General features: G+C 56.9%; 12 protein-coding genes. 11 read left to right on the plus strand and 1 reads right to left on the minus strand.

The features are described from left to right. Positions 1–18: 18 nt before the first annotated feature. The 11 genes from RS584_RS14025 (at position 19) to yegS (ending at position 16,605) form a co-directional block, all read left to right on the plus strand. On the plus strand, positions 19–1,221 hold the full coding sequence (locus RS584_RS14025) for an MdtA/MuxA family multidrug efflux RND transporter periplasmic adaptor subunit (protein ID WP_126495775.1): 1,203 nt from the start codon (positions 19–21) through the stop codon (positions 1,219–1,221). Beyond that, complete coding sequence (locus RS584_RS14030) at positions 1,221–4,343, plus strand: MdtB/MuxB family multidrug efflux RND transporter permease subunit (RefSeq protein WP_017383264.1); 3,123 nt, start codon at positions 1,221–1,223, stop codon at positions 4,341–4,343. The genes RS584_RS14025 and RS584_RS14030 overlap by 1 nt, the downstream gene beginning before the upstream one ends. Then, positions 4,344–7,421, plus strand: a complete 3,078-nt coding sequence (gene mdtC / locus RS584_RS14035) for a multidrug efflux RND transporter permease subunit MdtC (protein ID WP_045357020.1) — start codon at positions 4,344–4,346, stop codon at positions 7,419–7,421. Beyond that, entirely contained in the window at positions 7,422–8,837 is a 1,416-nt protein-coding gene (locus RS584_RS14040) for an MFS transporter (RefSeq protein WP_315748065.1), read from the plus strand. It abuts the gene before it with no gap. Further along, entirely contained in the window at positions 8,834–10,237 is a 1,404-nt protein-coding gene (gene baeS, locus RS584_RS14045) for a two-component system sensor histidine kinase BaeS (protein WP_047726978.1), read from the plus strand. The genes RS584_RS14040 and baeS overlap by 4 nt, the downstream gene beginning before the upstream one ends. Then, positions 10,234–10,956 carry a two-component system response regulator BaeR gene (gene baeR, locus RS584_RS14050; protein WP_015572364.1) on the plus strand — a complete coding sequence of 241 codons (723 nt, stop codon included), beginning with the start codon at positions 10,234–10,236 and terminating at the stop codon, positions 10,954–10,956. Before baeS ends, baeR begins: the two co-directional genes overlap by 4 nt. Before the next feature lie 149 nt (positions 10,957–11,105). Continuing rightward, positions 11,106–12,044, plus strand: coding sequence for a hypothetical protein (locus RS584_RS14055; RefSeq protein ID WP_015572363.1), 939 nt, complete (start codon positions 11,106–11,108; stop codon positions 12,042–12,044). A 151-nt stretch (positions 12,045–12,195) separates the two neighbouring features. Beyond that, positions 12,196–13,557, plus strand: a complete 1,362-nt coding sequence (gene yegQ / locus RS584_RS14060; protein WP_017383261.1) for a tRNA 5-hydroxyuridine modification protein YegQ — start codon at positions 12,196–12,198, stop codon at positions 13,555–13,557. A gap of 396 nt (positions 13,558–13,953) precedes the next feature. Further along, the gene (locus RS584_RS14065; protein ID WP_315748066.1) at positions 13,954–14,919 is read left to right on the plus strand and encodes a hypothetical protein; all 966 of its coding nucleotides are present in this window, start codon (positions 13,954–13,956) and stop codon (positions 14,917–14,919) included. A gap of 7 nt (positions 14,920–14,926) precedes the next feature. Beyond that, positions 14,927–15,526: a hypothetical protein gene (locus RS584_RS14070; protein WP_052687651.1), complete on the plus strand. Its 600-nt coding sequence runs from the start codon at positions 14,927–14,929 to the stop codon at positions 15,524–15,526. Positions 15,527–15,705: 179 nt separating this feature from the next. Further along, positions 15,706–16,605, plus strand: a complete 900-nt coding sequence (gene yegS, locus RS584_RS14075; protein ID WP_015572360.1) for a lipid kinase YegS — start codon at positions 15,706–15,708, stop codon at positions 16,603–16,605. A gap of 82 nt (positions 16,606–16,687) precedes the next feature. Here the strand turns inward: yegS and RS584_RS14080 are convergent, their stop codons facing one another. Then, a complete protein-coding gene (locus tag RS584_RS14080; RefSeq protein ID WP_023295028.1) occupies positions 16,688–17,461 on the minus strand; it encodes an ABC transporter ATP-binding protein in 774 nt (257 codons plus the stop codon).

The raw sequence follows: 17,461 nt of genomic DNA on the forward strand, positions 1-17,461 counted from the left end.
GGATGAGAACGTATAACGATGAAAGGCAGTAACAAATCCCGCTGGGCAATCGCCGTTGGTCTGATTGTGGTGGTCCTGGCCGCCGCCTGGTACTGGCACAGCCAGTCCGCGAACTCCACGGCACCTGCTGGCGCTAATAGCCCCTCACAACGCTCAACGGGCGGCGGGCGCCACGCTATGCGCGGCGGTGCGCTGGCACCGGTGCAGGCGGCAACGGCGGTGAATAAAGCGGTGCCTCGTTATCTCTCCGGGCTGGGAACCATCACCGCCGCCAACACCGTGACGGTACGTAGCCGCGTGGACGGTCAGTTGATGGCCATCCATTTCCAGGAAGGTCAGCAGGTAAAAGCCGGCGATCTGCTGGCGGAAATCGATCCAAGCCAGTTTAAGGTTGCCCTGGCGCAGGCGCAGGGGCAGCTCGCGAAAGACAAAGCCACCCTCGCCAATGCCCGCCGCGATTTAGCCCGCTATCAGCAGCTGGTAAAAACCAACCTCGTGTCGCGCCAGGAGCTGGACACCCAGCAGTCTCTGGTCAGTGAATCTCAGGGCACCATCAAGGCCGACGAAGCCGCGGTCGCCAGCGCCCAGCTCCAGCTCGACTGGAGCCGGATCACCGCGCCGATTGACGGCCGCGTGGGCCTGAAACAGGTTGATATCGGGAACCAAATCTCCAGCGGCGATACCACGGGCATCGTGGTGATCACCCAGACGCACCCTATCGATCTCGTCTTTACCCTGCCGGAAAGCGACATTGCGACGGTGATACAGGCGCAGAAGGCCGGAAAAACGCTGGTGGTTGAAGCCTGGGATCGCACCAACAAGCAGAAGCTGAGCGAAGGTTCGCTGTTGAGCCTGGATAACCAGATCGACACCACCACCGGCACCATTAAGCTAAAAGCACGCTTCAACAATCAGGACGATGCGCTGTTCCCGAATCAGTTCGTCAACGCGCGAATGCTGGTCGCGACCGAAGAAAACGCGGTAGTGATCCCGACGGCGGCCCTGCAAATGGGCAGTGAAGGCAACTTTGTCTGGGTGCTGAACAGCGAAAACAAGGTCAGCAAACACCTGGTGAAAACCGGCATCCAGGACAGCCAGACGGTGGTGATCAGCGCCGGGCTGTCCGCTGGCGACCGCGTCGTGACCGACGGTATTGACCGTCTGACCGAAGGGGCGCAGGTCGAGGTGGTGGAAGCGCAGGATACAGGAGCAAAAGCCTGATGCAGGTGATGCCGCCGAGCTCTACAGGTGGGCCATCACGCCTGTTTATTTTACGTCCGGTTGCGACGACCCTGCTGATGGTGGCGATCCTGCTGGCCGGGATCATTGGCTACCGTTTTCTGCCCGTGTCGGCGCTGCCGGAAGTGGACTACCCGACCATTCAGGTTGTCACCCTCTATCCGGGCGCCAGTCCGGATGTGGTGACGTCCGCCATCACCGCCCCGCTGGAGCGTCAGTTTGGCCAGATGTCTGGCCTGAAGCAGATGTCTTCCCAGAGCTCCGGTGGCGCTTCGGTCGTCACGCTTCAGTTCCAGCTCACGCTGTCGCTGGACGTCGCTGAGCAGGAGGTGCAGGCCGCGATTAACGCCGCCACAAACCTGCTGCCGTCTGACCTGCCGAATCCACCTGTTTACAGCAAGGTCAACCCGGCGGATCCGCCGATCATGACCCTTGCCGTGACTTCCTCCGCCATGCCGATGACCCAGGTGGAAGACATGGTTGAAACCCGCGTGGCGCAGAAGATTTCGCAGGTGACCGGCGTGGGGCTGGTGACGCTGGCGGGCGGTCAACGCCCCGCCGTGCGCGTCAAACTGAATGCCCAGGCCATTGCGGCGCTGGGGTTAACCAGCGAAACCATTCGCACCGCCATCAGCAGCGCCAACGTCAACTCAGCGAAGGGTTCGCTGGACGGCCCGACCCGCGCGGTCACGCTCTCCGCCAACGACCAGATGCAGTCCGCCGATGAGTACCGTCAGCTGATCATTGCCTACCAGAACGGCGCGCCGATCCGTTTGGGCGACGTGGCAACCGTTGAACAAGGCGCGGAAAACAGCTGGCTCGGGGCGTGGGCCAATAAGCAGCAGGCGATTGTCATGAACGTTCAGCGCCAGCCGGGCGCGAACATTATTGATACCGCCGACAGCATTCGCACCATGCTGCCGCAGCTGGTGGAAAGCCTGCCAAAATCGGTCAGCGTGAAAGTGCTCTCTGACCGCACCACGAATATTCGCGCGTCAGTGACCGACACCCAGTTCGAGCTGATGCTGGCGATTGCGCTGGTGGTGATGATCATCTACCTGTTCCTGCGCAACGTCCCGGCAACCATCATTCCCGCCGTCGCCGTGCCGCTCTCGCTGGTCGGCACCTTCGCGGTGATGGTGTTCCTCGACTTCTCGATTAACAACCTGACGCTGATGGCGCTCACCATCGCCACCGGGTTTGTGGTGGACGACGCCATCGTGGTAATCGAGAACATCTCGCGCTATATCGAAAAAGGTGAAAAGCCGTTAGCCGCCGCGCTGAAGGGCGCGGGGGAGATCGGCTTTACCATTATCTCGCTCACCTTCTCGCTAATTGCGGTGCTGATCCCGCTGCTGTTTATGGGCGATATCGTCGGGCGGCTATTCCGCGAGTTTGCCGTGACGCTGGCGGTCGCCATTCTGATCTCTGCCGTGGTGTCGCTGACGCTGACGCCGATGATGTGCGCCCGCATGCTGAGCCACGAGTCCCTGCGCAAGCAAAACCGCTTCTCGCGCGCCTCCGAGCGGATGTTCGAGCGCATTATCGCCGCCTACGGCCGCGTGCTGGCGAAAGTGCTGAACCATCCGTGGGCAACGCTCGGCGTGGCGCTCGGCACCCTGGCGCTCAGCGTCATGCTGTGGATTTTCATTCCGAAAGGCTTCTTCCCGATTCAGGACAACGGCATTATTCAGGGCACGCTTCAGGCGCCGCAGACGGTCTCCTTCGCCAACATGGCGCAGCGCCAGCAGCAGGTGTCTGAGATCATCATGAAAGATCCGGCGGTGGAAAGCCTGACTGCCTACGTGGGCGTGGACGGCACCAACCCGTCGCTCAACAGCGCCCGCCTGCAAATTAACCTTAAACCGCTCGATGACCGCGACGATCGCGTTAACGCGGTGATTGAACGCCTGCAAAGCGCGGTGGCGCGCGTGCCGGGCATTGAGCTGTATCTGCAACCGATCCAGGATTTAACCATTGATACGCAGGTGAGCCGCACGCAGTACCAGTTTACGCTCCAGGCCACCTCGCTTGAGGCGCTGAGCACCTGGGTGCCGCAGCTGGTGGACAAGCTGAAAGCACTGCCGCAGGTTTCTGACGTCAGCAGCGACTGGCAGGATAAAGGGCTGGCGGCGTACGTGAACGTCAACCGCGACACCGCCAGCCGTCTGGGCATTACCATGTCCGACGTGGATAACGCCCTGTATAACGCCTTTGGCCAGCGCCTGATCTCCACCATCTATACCCAGGCCAACCAGTATCGCGTGGTGCTGGAACATAACACCGAAAACACGCCCGGGCTGGCCGCGCTGGACACGGTGCGCCTGACCAGCAAAGACGGCGGGATTGTGCCGCTCAGCGCCATTGCCAGCGTGGAAGAGCGTCACACCCCGCTGTCGATTAACCATCTCGATCAGTTCCCGTCCACCACCATTTCGTTCAACGTGCCGGACGGGTATTCCCTGGGCGAAGCGGTGGAGGCCATTCTGGGAGCGGAGAAAGAACTCAGCTTCCCGTCCGATATTCAGACCCAGTTCCAGGGCAGTACGCTGGCGTTCCAGGCCGCGCTGGGCAGCACCGTCTGGCTGATTGTCGCGGCGGTGGTGGCGATGTATATCGTGCTTGGCGTGCTGTATGAAAGCTTTATCCACCCAATCACCATCCTCTCCACCCTGCCGACGGCGGGCGTGGGGGCGCTGCTGGCGCTGATGCTGGCGGGGAGCGAGCTGGACGTCATTGCGATCATCGGCATCATCCTGCTTATCGGCATTGTGAAGAAAAACGCCATCATGATGATCGACTTTGCGCTGGCCGCCGAGCGCGAGCAGGGTATGGCGCCGCGCGAGGCCATTTACCAGGCCTGTCTGCTGCGTTTTCGTCCGATCCTGATGACCACCCTCGCCGCCCTGCTGGGCGCGCTGCCGCTGATGCTGAGCACCGGCGTGGGGGCCGAACTGCGCCGTCCGCTGGGCATCGGGATGGTGGGCGGCCTGCTGGTGAGCCAGGTGCTGACGCTGTTTACCACGCCGGTTATCTACCTGCTGTTTGACCGTCTGGCCCTGTGGACGAAAAGCCGCTTCCCGAAACGTGAAGAGGAGGCGTAAGTGAAGTTTTTCGCCCTCTTCATTTACCGTCCGGTGGCGACGATTTTACTCTCCGTCGCTATTACCCTGTGCGGCGTGCTGGGCTTCCGGCTGCTGCCGGTGGCCCCGCTGCCGCAGGTCGATTTCCCGGTGATCATGGTCAGCGCCTCGCTGCCGGGTGCCTCGCCGGAGACCATGGCGTCATCAGTGGCGACGCCGCTTGAGCGCTCGCTTGGGCGAATTGCCGGGGTTAACGAGATGACCTCCAGCAGTTCGCTGGGCAGCACGCGCATCATTCTGGAATTTAACTTCGACCGGGATATCAACGGCGCGGCGCGTGACGTGCAGGCCGCGATAAACGCCGCCCAAAGCCTGCTGCCAAGCGGCATGCCGAGCCGTCCAACCTACCGCAAGGCTAACCCGTCCGACGCGCCGATCATGATCCTGACGCTCACGTCAGAGACCTACTCCCAGGGCGAGCTGTACGATTTTGCCTCCACCCAGCTGGCGCAAACCATCGCCCAGATTGACGGCGTGGGCGACGTGGACGTCGGCGGCAGCTCTCTGCCCGCCGTGCGCGTGGGGCTGAATCCGCAGGCGCTGTTTAACCAGGGCGTGTCGCTGGACGACGTGCGTTCCGCCATCAGCAACGCCAACGTGCGTAAGCCGCAGGGCGCGATTGAGGACAACAGCCACCGCTGGCAGATCCAGACCAACGACGAGCTGAAAACCGCCGCCGAGTATCAGCCGTTGATTATTCACTACAACAACGGTGCGGCGGTGCGCCTGAGCGACGTCGCCAGCGTCACCGATTCGGTGCAGGACGTGCGTAACGCCGGGATGACCAACGCCAAACCGGCGATTTTGCTGATGATCCGCAAACTGCCGGAAGCCAACATTATCCAGACGGTGAACAGCATCCGCGCGCGCCTGCCGGAGCTCCAGGAAACGATTCCGGCGGCCATCGACCTCCAGATTGCGCAGGACCGCTCCCCTACCATCCGCGCCTCGCTTGAGGAGGTAGAGCAAACGCTGATCATCTCCGTCGCGCTGGTGATCCTGGTGGTGTTCCTGTTCCTGCGCTCGGGGCGCGCCACGCTGATCCCGGCGGTGGCGGTTCCGGTATCGCTGATAGGCACCTTTGCCGCCATGTACCTGTGCGGGTTTAGTCTTAACAACCTGTCGCTGATGGCGCTGACGATTGCCACCGGGTTTGTGGTGGATGACGCCATCGTGGTGCTGGAAAATATCTCGCGCCATCTGGAAGCGGGCATGAAGCCGCTCCAGGCGGCGCTTCAGGGGACACGCGAAGTGGGCTTCACGGTCCTGTCCATGAGCCTGTCGCTGGTGGCGGTGTTCCTGCCGCTGCTGCTGATGGGCGGCCTGCCGGGGCGACTGCTGCGCGAATTTGCCGTCACGCTTTCCGTCGCCATCGGTATCTCCCTGGTGATTTCGCTGACGCTGACGCCGATGATGTGCGGCTGGATGCTAAAGCGCAGCCAACCGCACTCGCAGCCGCGCAGGAAAGGCTTTGGCCGCGTCCTGATAGCGATGCAGTCAGGCTATGGCAAATCGCTGAAATGGGTGCTGAACCACACGCGTCTTGTCGGGCTGGTGCTGATAGGCACCATCGTCCTCAACGTCTGGATGTATATCACCATCCCGAAAACCTTCTTCCCGGAGCAGGATACCGGCGTGCTGATGGGCGGTATTCAGGCGGACCAGAGTATTTCGTTCCAGGCGATGCGGGGCAAACTGCAAGACTTTATGAAAATCATCCGGGAAGATCCGGCCGTGGATAACGTCACCGGCTTTACCGGCGGCTCGCGCGTTAACAGCGGGATGATGTTTATTACCCTTAAGCCGCGCGGTGAACGTCACGAAACGGCGCAGCAGATCATTGACCGCCTGCGGCTGAAGCTCGCCAAAGAGCCGGGGGCAAATCTGTTTTTGATGGCCGTTCAGGATATCCGCGTCGGTGGACGACAGGCTAACGCCAGCTATCAGTACACCCTGCTCTCAGATGACTTAGCTGCCCTGCGCGAGTGGGAGCCTAAGATCCGTAAAGCGCTGGCCGCGCTGCCGCAGCTGGCGGACGTGAACTCCGACAGCCAGAATAACGGCGCCGAGATGGCGCTCACCTACGATCGCGAAACCATGTCCCGCCTGGGCATTAACGTTGAAGCGGCCAACAGCCTGCTTAACAACGCCTTCGGGCAGCGTGAAGTCTCCACCATCTATCAGCCGATGAACCAGTACAAGGTGGTGATGGAAGTTGATCCGCGCTACACCCAGGACATCAGCGCGCTGGACAAGATGTTTGTGATCAATAATGACGGCAAGGCGATCCCGCTGTCTTACTTCGCCAGCTGGCAGCCGTCGAACGCGCCGCTGTCGGTGAACCACCAGGGGCTTTCCGCCGCCTCGACCGTGTCGTTTAACCTGCCAACCGGTTCGTCGCTGTCTGAGGCCAGCGACGCCATCAACCGCGCCATGACCCAGCTCGGGGTGCCCTCCTCCGTACGCGGCAGCTTTGCCGGCACGGCGCAGGTGTTCCAGGACACCATGAACTCGCAGGTCATTTTGATTCTGGCGGCTATTGCCACGGTTTATATCGTGCTGGGCGTGCTGTACGAAAGCTATGTGCACCCGTTGACCATTCTCTCCACGCTTCCCTCTGCGGGCGTGGGGGCGCTGCTGGCGCTGGAGCTGTTCGGTGCCCCGTTCAGCCTAATCGCGCTCATCGGGATCATGCTATTAATAGGTATTGTGAAGAAAAACGCGATTATGATGGTCGACTTTGCCCTGGACGCCCAGCGTAACGGCAACCTGACGCCGGACGAGGCGATATTCCAGGCCTGTCTGCTGCGTTTTCGCCCGATCATGATGACCACGCTGGCCGCGCTGTTCGGTGCGCTACCGCTGGTTATATCCGGCGGTGACGGCTCTGAACTGCGCCAGCCGCTGGGGATCACGATTGTCGGCGGCCTGGTGATGAGCCAGCTGCTGACGCTCTACACCACGCCGGTAGTCTATCTGTTCTTTGACCGACTGCGGCTGCGTTTTTCGCGTAAAAAGAGAACCACGGTGACCGAGTAAATGACCGACCTACCCAGTAACGTTCGCTGGCAATTGTGGATCGTCGCGTTCGGCTTCTTTATGCAGTCGCTGGACACGACCATCGTGAACACCGCCCTCCCCTCGATGGCGAAAAGCCTGGGGGAGAGCCCGCTGCACATGCATATGGTGATTGTCGCCTACGTGCTGACGGTCGCCGTGATGCTGCCCGCCAGCGGCTGGCTGGCGGATAAAGTCGGTGTGAGAAACATCTTCTTCACCGCCATTGTGCTGTTTACCACCGGGTCGCTGTTTTGCGCCCAGGCCAATACCCTCGACCAGCTGGTGATGGCGCGCGTGCTACAGGGCGTCGGCGGCGCGATGATGGTGCCCGTCGGGCGGTTAACGGTGATGAAAATTGTTCCGCGCGAGCAGTATATGGCGGCGATGACCTTCGTCACCTTGCCCGGTCAGGTCGGCCCGCTGCTTGGCCCGGCGCTGGGCGGTATTCTGGTGGAGTATGCCTCCTGGCACTGGATCTTCCTGATCAACCTGCCGGTCGGTATTATCGGCGCGATTGCCACCCTGACGCTGATGCCGAACTATAAAATGCAGACCCGGCGCTTTGATTTCGTTGGCTTTATCCTGCTGGCGTCTGGCATGGCGACGCTCACCCTGGCCCTCGACGGGCAAAAAGGGCTGGGGATATCCTCCCTGTCGCTCGCCCTGCTGGTGGCGCTGGGGATCACCGCGATTCTCTGGTATCTGTGGCATGCCAGAGGCAACGCTAACGCGCTGTTCAGCCTGAATCTGTTCAGGAATCCCACCTACCGTCTTGGTCTCTTCGGCAGCTTTGCCGGACGCATCGGCAGCGGCATGTTGCCGTTTATGACGCCGGTGTTTTTACAGATTGGGATGGGCTTCTCGCCGTTCCACGCCGGGCTGATGATGATCCCGATGGTGCTCGGCAGCATGGGGATGAAGCGTATTGTGGTGCAGGTGGTGAACCGCTTTGGCTATCGCCGGGTGCTGGTGGCCGCTACGATCGGGCTGGCGTTGGTTTGCCTGCTGTTTATGGCCGTGGCGCTGCTGGGCTGGTACTACATCCTGCCGCTGGTGCTGTTCTGCCAGGGTATCATCAACTCCATGCGCTTCTCGTCGATGAACACCCTGACGCTGAAAGATCTGCCGGACGAGCTGGCGAGCAGTGGTAACAGCCTGCTGTCGATGATCATGCAGCTCTCCATGAGCGTGGGAGTCACGGTCGCCGGATTGCTGCTCGGCATGTACGGTCAGCACCATCTCAGCGCCGACACCCCCGTCGCGCATCAGGTCTTTTTATACACTTACCTCAGCATGGCGGTAATTATCGCCCTGCCCGCTTTTATCTTTGCCAGAGTACCGAATGACACGACCAAAAACGTCGTGATCCGACGCGGCAAAAGGAGTGCACCATGAAATTCTGGCGTCCGGGGATCACCGGTAAGCTTTTTGTGGCAATTTTCGCCACCTGTATCGTCCTGCTGATTACCATGCACTGGGCGGTGCGGGTCAGTTTTGAGCGCGGCTTTATTGACTACATCAAGCACGGTAACGAACAGCGACTACAGGGCTTAAGCGACGCGCTGGGCGAACAGTATAGCCTGCACGGTAACTGGCGTTTTCTGCGCAATAACGATCGCTTTGTGTTTCAAATCCTGCGCTCGCTGGAGCACGATAATGACGACGACCGCCCGGGGCCGGGCATGCCGCCGCACGGCTGGCGCACCCAGTTCTGGGTGATAGATCAGGAGATGCGCGTGCTCGTTGGCCCACGCTCTCCGGTACCGCCGGACGGTACAAAGCGCGCCATCATCTCGAACGGCGCCACGGTGGGCTGGGTTATCGCCTCGCCGGTCGAGCGGCTGACGCGCAACACCGACATCAACTTTGACCGCCAGCAGCGTCAGACCAGCTGGCTGATTGTCGCGCTTTCTACCCTGCTTGCGGCGCTCGCCACCTTCCCGCTGGCGCGCGGCCTGCTGGCGCCGGTTAAGCGCCTGGTGGAAGGCACGCACAAGCTGGCGGCGGGTGATTTCTCGACCCGCGTGGACACCCGCAGCCAGGATGAACTGGGCAAGCTGGCGCAGGACTTCAACCAGCTCGCCAGCACGCTGGAAAAAAACCAGCAGATGCGCCGCGATTTTATGGCCGACATTTCGCACGAGCTGCGCACCCCGCTGGCGGTGCTGCGCGGCGAGCTGGAGGCGATTCAGGACGGCGTGCGACAGTTCACCCCCGAGTCCGTGGCCTCGCTTCAGGCGGAAGTCGGCACGCTGACCAAGCTGGTGGACGATCTGCATCAGCTTTCCATGTCCGACGAAGGCGCCCTGGCCTACCAGAAAGCCCCAGTCGACGTGATCAATATCCTTGAAGTCGTGACCGGCGCATTCCGCGAACGCTTCGCCAGCCGTGACCTGAAAATCAACCTCTCGCTGCCGGACAGCGCGGTGGTATTTGGCGACAGAGATCGCCTGATGCAGCTGTTCAATAATCTGCTGGAGAACAGCCTCCGCTACACCGACGGCGGCGGCGCGCTGCATATCTCCGGCAGGCAGGAAAACGGGCGCTTTGCCCTGACCTTTGCGGACTCCGCCCCTGGCGTGAAAGATGCGCAGCTGGAAAAACTGTTCGAGCGCTTCTATCGCACCGAAGGTTCACGCAACCGCGCCAGCGGCGGTTCCGGCCTTGGGCTGGCGATTTGCGTTAACATTGTTGAGGCCCACGGCGGCACCATCCGCGCCGCCCATTCGCCTTTTGGCGGGGTTAGCATTACAGTAGAGTTACCTCTGGAACGGGATTTATCGAGGGAAGCATGACCGAGTTACCGATTGACGACAACACACCGCGTATTTTGATCGTGGAAGACGAGCCTAAACTTGGACAACTGCTGATCGACTATTTGCGTGCCGCAAGTTACGCGCCAACGCTTATCAGCCACGGCGACCAGGTGCTGCCCTACGTGCGCCAGACGCCGCCGGATCTGATCCTGCTGGATCTGATGCTGCCGGGTACCGACGGCCTGACCCTGTGCCGGGAAATTCGTCGTTTCTCCGATGTGCCCATCGTGATGGTGACGGCCAAAATCGAAGAGATCGACCGTCTGCTGGGGCTCGAAATCGGCGCCGACGATTACATCTGCAAGCCTTACAGCCCGCGGGAGGTGGTCGCTCGGGTGAAAACCATCCTCCGCCGCTGTAAGCCGCAGCGTGAATTGCAGGTGCTGGATGCGCAAAGCCCGCTGATCGTCGACGAAAGCCGCTTCCAGGCGAGCTGGCGCAGCAAACTATTGGATCTCACCCCAGCGGAGTTCCGCCTGTTGAAAACGCTCTCCCACGAGCCGGGCAAAGTGTTTTCCCGCGAGCAGCTGCTCAACCATCTGTATGACGATTACCGCGTGGTGACCGACCGCACCATCGACAGCCACATCAAAAACCTGCGCCGCAAGCTGGAGGCGCTGGACGCCGACCAGTCGTTTATTCGCGCGGTGTACGGCGTGGGTTATCGCTGGGAAGCGGATGCGTGCAGGATTGCTTAATATTTGCTTTAACGATGATTACCTGCCCAGGTAATCATCGTTCTTCATAACATTCACTTTCTAACAACACCCCTACCTGATTTGACAATTGCAAATTGTAATGTTTGATGTTAAAAACGAAATAAATCACAATATTACGGCTTCAAGAAATGCAAAATGTTATTGGTAATTTATTCATTATCATCACCACAGCTATAAGCGTTGCCAGCCTTTTCTTGGGGTTATTTGCTTATAATAAAAAAATGAAAACAAAAGCAATACAAAAAATAGAACTCCTCATACCTAAAAAAAACAGAATAACCAAGTTTTCCGAGCAATGGGTAAGCGCTTTTTTCCTGGCATTCGGTAATCATGCATTCTCAAAAAGGCAATTAATCACCATACCGTTTTTATTGATTTTATATTCCAGTATCTTATTTGTAGTTTGGTATCTCTGGGTGCTGACTTTTAGAAATCCTGAGCACATCATTCCTCAACATCTGCCATTGACCATTAAAGTTGCATTACATGACTTTATTCATTTTGGCTTTTGGTACTCTTTACTGCTTGATGTGATGTCAATTTATCTTATCAGAGCTTACATTAACGCAGGTCTATCGAAAGGGTTTTCGTCTGTAAAATCGATCGTTTATTTTTCTTCAATTGTTCTGGGCGTTATGCTCTCATTTACACTTATCGTCACCCATCTTAAAAATGCTTCGATTGAGGACCTCTATATCCAGCAAGGCCTGTATTTTGAAGACAGACCTGTAATGACATGGAACCCGCTGGAAGTGATACGGTCTTCACTGGATTTCATCGATAACGAAACCATGATTATCTTTACCTCAAAAGGGGCAATATCTAACTACTTCATTCCGCAGGCTATCATGTTTTACCTTTCCATGTTTACGCAATTGACGCTGCTTATTGTTTTCATCAGCTATATGATCACAAAAATACTGCATAACATTCGAACAGTTGCCATCTGGACAGTCAAGTATTCTGGAACGGCTACGATGAATGCCATTGGTTTCATTCTTATCGCCGGTATTATTCTACTTGCTTTAATATATTTGTGTTTGTATGTCATATCGCTAATGGTTTAAAGATACGAAGTATTATGTCATCTGAAAGGGGTGAGGCGCTTTACCTCCCCGCCCCGCAGCGCTACAATGCCCGCCCTTAAAGTGGGGGATCTCCCCTTACCGCTGCACCAGGTGCACGCGGATCTGACCTGTCATCAGAACGAGAACAAACATGTTTAAACCGGAACTCCTTTCCCCGGCGGGAACGCTGCAAAATATGCGTTACGCTTTCGCCTATGGTGCCGACGCCGTCTACGCGGGCCAGCCGCGCTACTCGCTGCGCGTGCGTAACAACGAATTCAACCACGAGAATCTTCAGCTCGGCATCAATGAAGCGCATGCCCTGGGCAAAAAATTCTACGTGGTGGTGAACATCGCGCCGCACAACGCCAAGCTGAAAACGTTCATTCGCGACCTGAAGCCGGTCGTGGAGATGGGGCCGGACGCGCTGATCATGTCGGACCCGGGTTTAATCATGCTGGTTCGGGAGAACTTCCCGGAGATGGACATTCACCTCTCGGTGCAGGCTAACGCCGTCAACTGGGCAACGGTGAAATTCTGGAAACAGATGGGGCTGACCCGCGTCATTCTGTCCCGCGAGCTGTCCCTCGAAGAGATCGAAGAGATCCGCACCCAGGTGCCGGATATGGAGATCGAAATCTTCGTTCACGGCGCGCTGTGCATGGCCTACTCCGGCCGCTGCCTGCTCTCTGGCTACATCAACAAGCGTGACCCGAACCAGGGCACCTGCACCAACGCCTGCCGCTGGGAATATAACGTTCAGGAAGGCAAAGAAGATGACATCGGCAATATCGTGCACAAACACGAGCCGATCCCGGTCACCAACGTTGAGCCAACGCTGGGTATCGGCGCGCCTACCGACAGCGTGTTTATGATCGAAGAAGCCAAACGTCCGGGCGAATACATGACCGCCTTCGAAGACGAGCATGGCACCTACATCATGAACTCCAAAGATCTGCGCGCCATCGCACACGTCGAGCGTTTAACCCAGATGGGCGTACACTCCCTGAAAATCGAAGGCCGCACCAAGTCTTACTACTACTGCGCCCGTACCGCACAGGTGTATCGCAAAGCCATCGACGATGCCGCCGCCGGCAAACCGTTCGACACCAGCCTGCTGGAAACGCTGGAAGGTCTGGCGCATCGCGGCTATACCGAAGGTTTCCTGCGTCGTCACACCCACGACGACTACCAGAACTACGAGCATGGCTACTCTATTTCCGAACGCCAGCAGTTTGTAGGCGACTTCACCGGCGAACGTAAAGGTCCGCTGGCCGCCGTCGCCGTCAAAAACAAATTCACTAAAGGCGACAGCCTGGAGCTGATGACACCGCAGGGCAACATGAACTTCCGCCTCGAGCACCTGGAAAACAAAAAAGGTGAGGCGATAGAGGTCGCACCTGGCGACGGCCATGTGGTCTGGCTGCCGGTTCCTGAAGAGGTAGAGCTGGAGTTTGCGCTGCTGATGCGTAATTTTGAAGGTGAAAATACCCGAAATCCACACGGCAAATAGTCAATCAACGGGATTTTTTCACGCTGGGATAATTCTTAGAATCGGATCACATACCGCTTCGTTCAATACGGGTATTATCCCCCCGCTGAAAAACATAACCCATAAATGCTAGCTGTACCAGGAACCACCTCCTTAGCCTGCGTAATCTCCCTTACGCGGGCTTATTTTTTTTACCCCTGAAAGTTAAAATGGAGTTGCGTTGACCTGGTGGGGGGTCGTGTCGGCATTTGGCATAGCATATAAGGGAATCGTACAGACAAAGGATCTGTATCCCATCTTTTAATGGATTAGAGAAGGATGAAAACTATTCGGAACATTCCTAATTGTAAGAGATGGCAGCCCCCTTACTCTTGATTCAATAACAGCCTACGATTCACCTGGACGGAGAGAGATGAAGTGACATTCCCAGGTCAGTTTTCAAAGGATATTCCAGATTACGAAATCGCACGTAGTCTTGGTCTTGCCTCTGGCTGCGATATAAATTTCACAGCACTTGCAGGTCAACTGGACTGTAGCAGAAATTTTAATCAGGCCGGGATTATCTACTCAGACGGTGCACGTCAGTGGTTAGTAAGGCCATCAAGAAGAATTGCGACACCAAACGAAAGCTCGGTTAGTCATGTAGTCATAACCAAAGTAAATGCCTCGTTAGTTAACCCTGTTCAGGCAACAACGGCGACGATTAAGTCCCCTTCCCTGGCAACTGAAATTGGTTCAACGGCAATTTCCTGCGGAGCCGCAATACTTACTGTTGTACTTGCGGCAGGTGCCGGCATGGCTATTCCACTCACCGCAGGGTCTTCCGGTGCTATAGCCGCTGTGATCTTGGCCGGTGGTGTTGCGACAGGAATTCAATGTGCAAATGGACTTGGCCGCCTGTCGTTGATTGCTATGAATCATGATGACTATGTTGCGTGGATGGACTCCCAGGAGTGGTATACAGCAACCAACACAGCCATGGATGCGATTTCTCTTGCCGGGGCTGCTGCGGGTTTAAAAAGCGCTGTATTGACCTATCGCCTTCTTAACCGTTCATCGTCTGAGAGTTTGCTCTCTTTATTACAAAAAATGAGCCGGGCTGACCGTACGCGATTAACAGAGGAGATTATTCGTATCCGCAATCCCGGCATCTCGAATTCAGGTGTAAAAGCCGCAATGAAAGCAGGCGTGTATCCTAAACGTTATCCGTCAGAAGCGTTGCAGTTGCTCTTACAGCGTGAGTTGCTGAACACCATTTCAAATTCCTCTGCCTTTGTTGGAAGTGCTATCTCAGGAAATATCAGAAATCCGCAGAATGTTGCACAAACGGGTAAATACATTTTTGGTTTAATTCAGTCTTTTTCATTTACAGGAAGTTATTGACTCGTCCATGATGAAATACATTAAAAATAGCCTTACATTAAGTGCCTTGGTTAACAGTAAAATGGCGACCGATGATCTCCACCAGCTTGAAACATTAAAAGAAGAATTAAAAGATCAGTTCGGCGTTCCTGTGGGCGTACATATGACAGGGATTCCTCTGGCAGTTAGCACATTACTTGCTATTTTTTGCTACGCCATGGTGCAAGTTTCCCTCTGGCTGTTGCTGTTTCGCTGGCTCGGCTTAGCTGAATTTAAGGTTATGATGGGAGTATTCATTGCAGCAATTGTGTATTGTCTGATAGTGATGAGCACGATGTTTCTGACTACACGGGGATCTTTGCCTGGATATAAACTGCATATTTTCGTCATTACGCTGACAGGCATAATGAGCATCGTTTATTTCATCTGGACAGGGATTTCGCTTTTAATCGGCCCTGTTGAGAACTACACACCGCAAATAACCTCTTTGTTGGGGCTGGGTTTTTTCTGTCTGAACATTAAGTGGATGGATTCATCGATTTTTTACCGTTCAATTGCGCTAACGCTACATAATCGGGTCTGGCGTAAGCAGCTCAAAATTGAGGCAAGGCCAACGTCAGGCCTCTAACGTTAACCACAATTGCCATTTGAGTGCCAGTAACAGCCATGTAAGCGCTACGGGGTTCTTTGGTCGGGTTCAAAGGCCCCCTTACGCGGGCTTATTTTTTTGCCTTTCATCCTGTTCTTACCCGCTTTTTCCTTCTCTGGGATACACTCTTTCTATAGTTAAAAAAGGGAGCAACCCGGATGGCATCCTATCCAGACAGTTTATTAATTCTCAATGGCAAAAGTGCAGGCAACGATCTGTTGCGCCAGGCGATCACCGAATTGCGTGAAGATGGCGCGCGCATTCACGTGCGGGTGACCTTTGAAAAAGGCGATGCGGCACGCTATATCGACGAAGGCATCAGGTTAGGTGCTGAGACCATCATTTCAGGCGGCGGCGACGGAACAATCAACGAGATCGCTGGTGCGCTTATTGACCTCAACACAGCACATCGCCCGGTGATGGGCATTTTACCGCTCGGTACCGCCAATGATTTTGCCACCAGCGCCGGCATACCTGAGGATTTAGGCAAAGCACTGCAACTGGCTATCCTCGGGAAAGCGACCGCCGTCGACATTGCACAGGTGAATGAAAGAACCTGCTTTATCAACATGGCTACGGGCGGTTTCGGCACGCGGATCACCAGCGAAACGCCGGAGAAGCTGAAAGCCGCGCTGGGCGGCGTCTCGTACCTCATTCACGGCCTGATGCGCATGGACACCCTCAAGCCCGACAGCTGTGAAATCCACGGTGAGAACTTCCACTGGCAGGGCGACGCGCTGGTGATTGGTATCGGCAACGGACGTCAGGCAGGCGGCGGACAGCAGCTTTGCCCGGAAGCCCTGATTAATGATGGTCAGCTACAGCTGCGCATTTTTACCGGCGACGGGCTGCTGCCCGCGCTGTTTACGACGCTGACGCAGCCAGAGGAGAGCCCCAATATCATCGCCGGGAAATCCGCGTGGTTTGAAGTGATCGCCCCACACGGTATGACCTTTAACCTTGATGGCGAACCGCTGAGCGGAGAGAAATTCCGCATCGAAGTTGTTCCGGGCGCGTTGCAGTGCCGATTACCGCCGGATTGTCAGCTCTTGCGCTGATGGTTTGCCGGGTGGCGGCTACGCCTTACCCGGCCTACAGGACCGAGCGCGTAGCCGCCACCCGGCTAAAACCCGCACAACCCTAATACACCGCCACCTCCCGCGCCATCTCGCGGGAATACTGCTGTGAGGCATTGACCAGCATCCGCGTATAGTCGGTTTTGGCCTGCCCGGCGACCAGTTCGTCCACCGTCAGGCTTTCAAGGATTTTGCCATACTGCATTACCGCCACCTTCTGACACAGATGGGCAATCACGCCCAGATCGTGGGTCACCATCAGGTAGGTCAGGTTCGACTCACGCTGAAGTTCCGCGAGCAGGTTGAGGATTTCCGCCTGCACCGAGACGTCCAGCGCCGAGGTAGGTTCATCCAGCAGCAGCACCTGCGGCTCCAGAATCAGCGCCCTGGCAATCGCCACGCGCTGGCGCTGCCCGCCGGAAAGCTGGTGCGGATAGCGATCGCGAAACGCCCGGTTAAGCCCAACTTTATCCAGCAGGGCGTGAACGCGCCGCTCCCGATTTTTTATGCGGTGAATGTGCAGCGGCTCTTCCAGAATATCGCCGATAGTGTGACGCGGATGCAAAGAGCCGTACGGATCCTGAAATACCATCTGCACCCGGCGGCAGCGTTCCTGGCTGATACGTTTTTCCAGCCGCTTGCCGTTAATCGCCAGCTCGCCCTCCCAGTGGGTAAACAGCCCGGCAAGGCATTTCAGCACCGTGGTTTTGCCCGAACCGGACTCCCCCACCAGGCCGTAAATCTCGCCGTCCCTCACGCTGATATTCACATCGTCCAGCACCTGATTACGCTTCTCGCCCTCGCCAAACGTCAGGTTAAGGTGTTGTATCTCGATCAT

Origin of the sequence: Enterobacter sp. DTU_2021_1002640_1_SI_PRY_ASU_LCPMC_013, assembly GCF_032389435.1 — a bacterium.
GTDB classification, from domain to species: domain Bacteria; phylum Pseudomonadota; class Gammaproteobacteria; order Enterobacterales; family Enterobacteriaceae; genus Enterobacter; species Enterobacter hormaechei_C.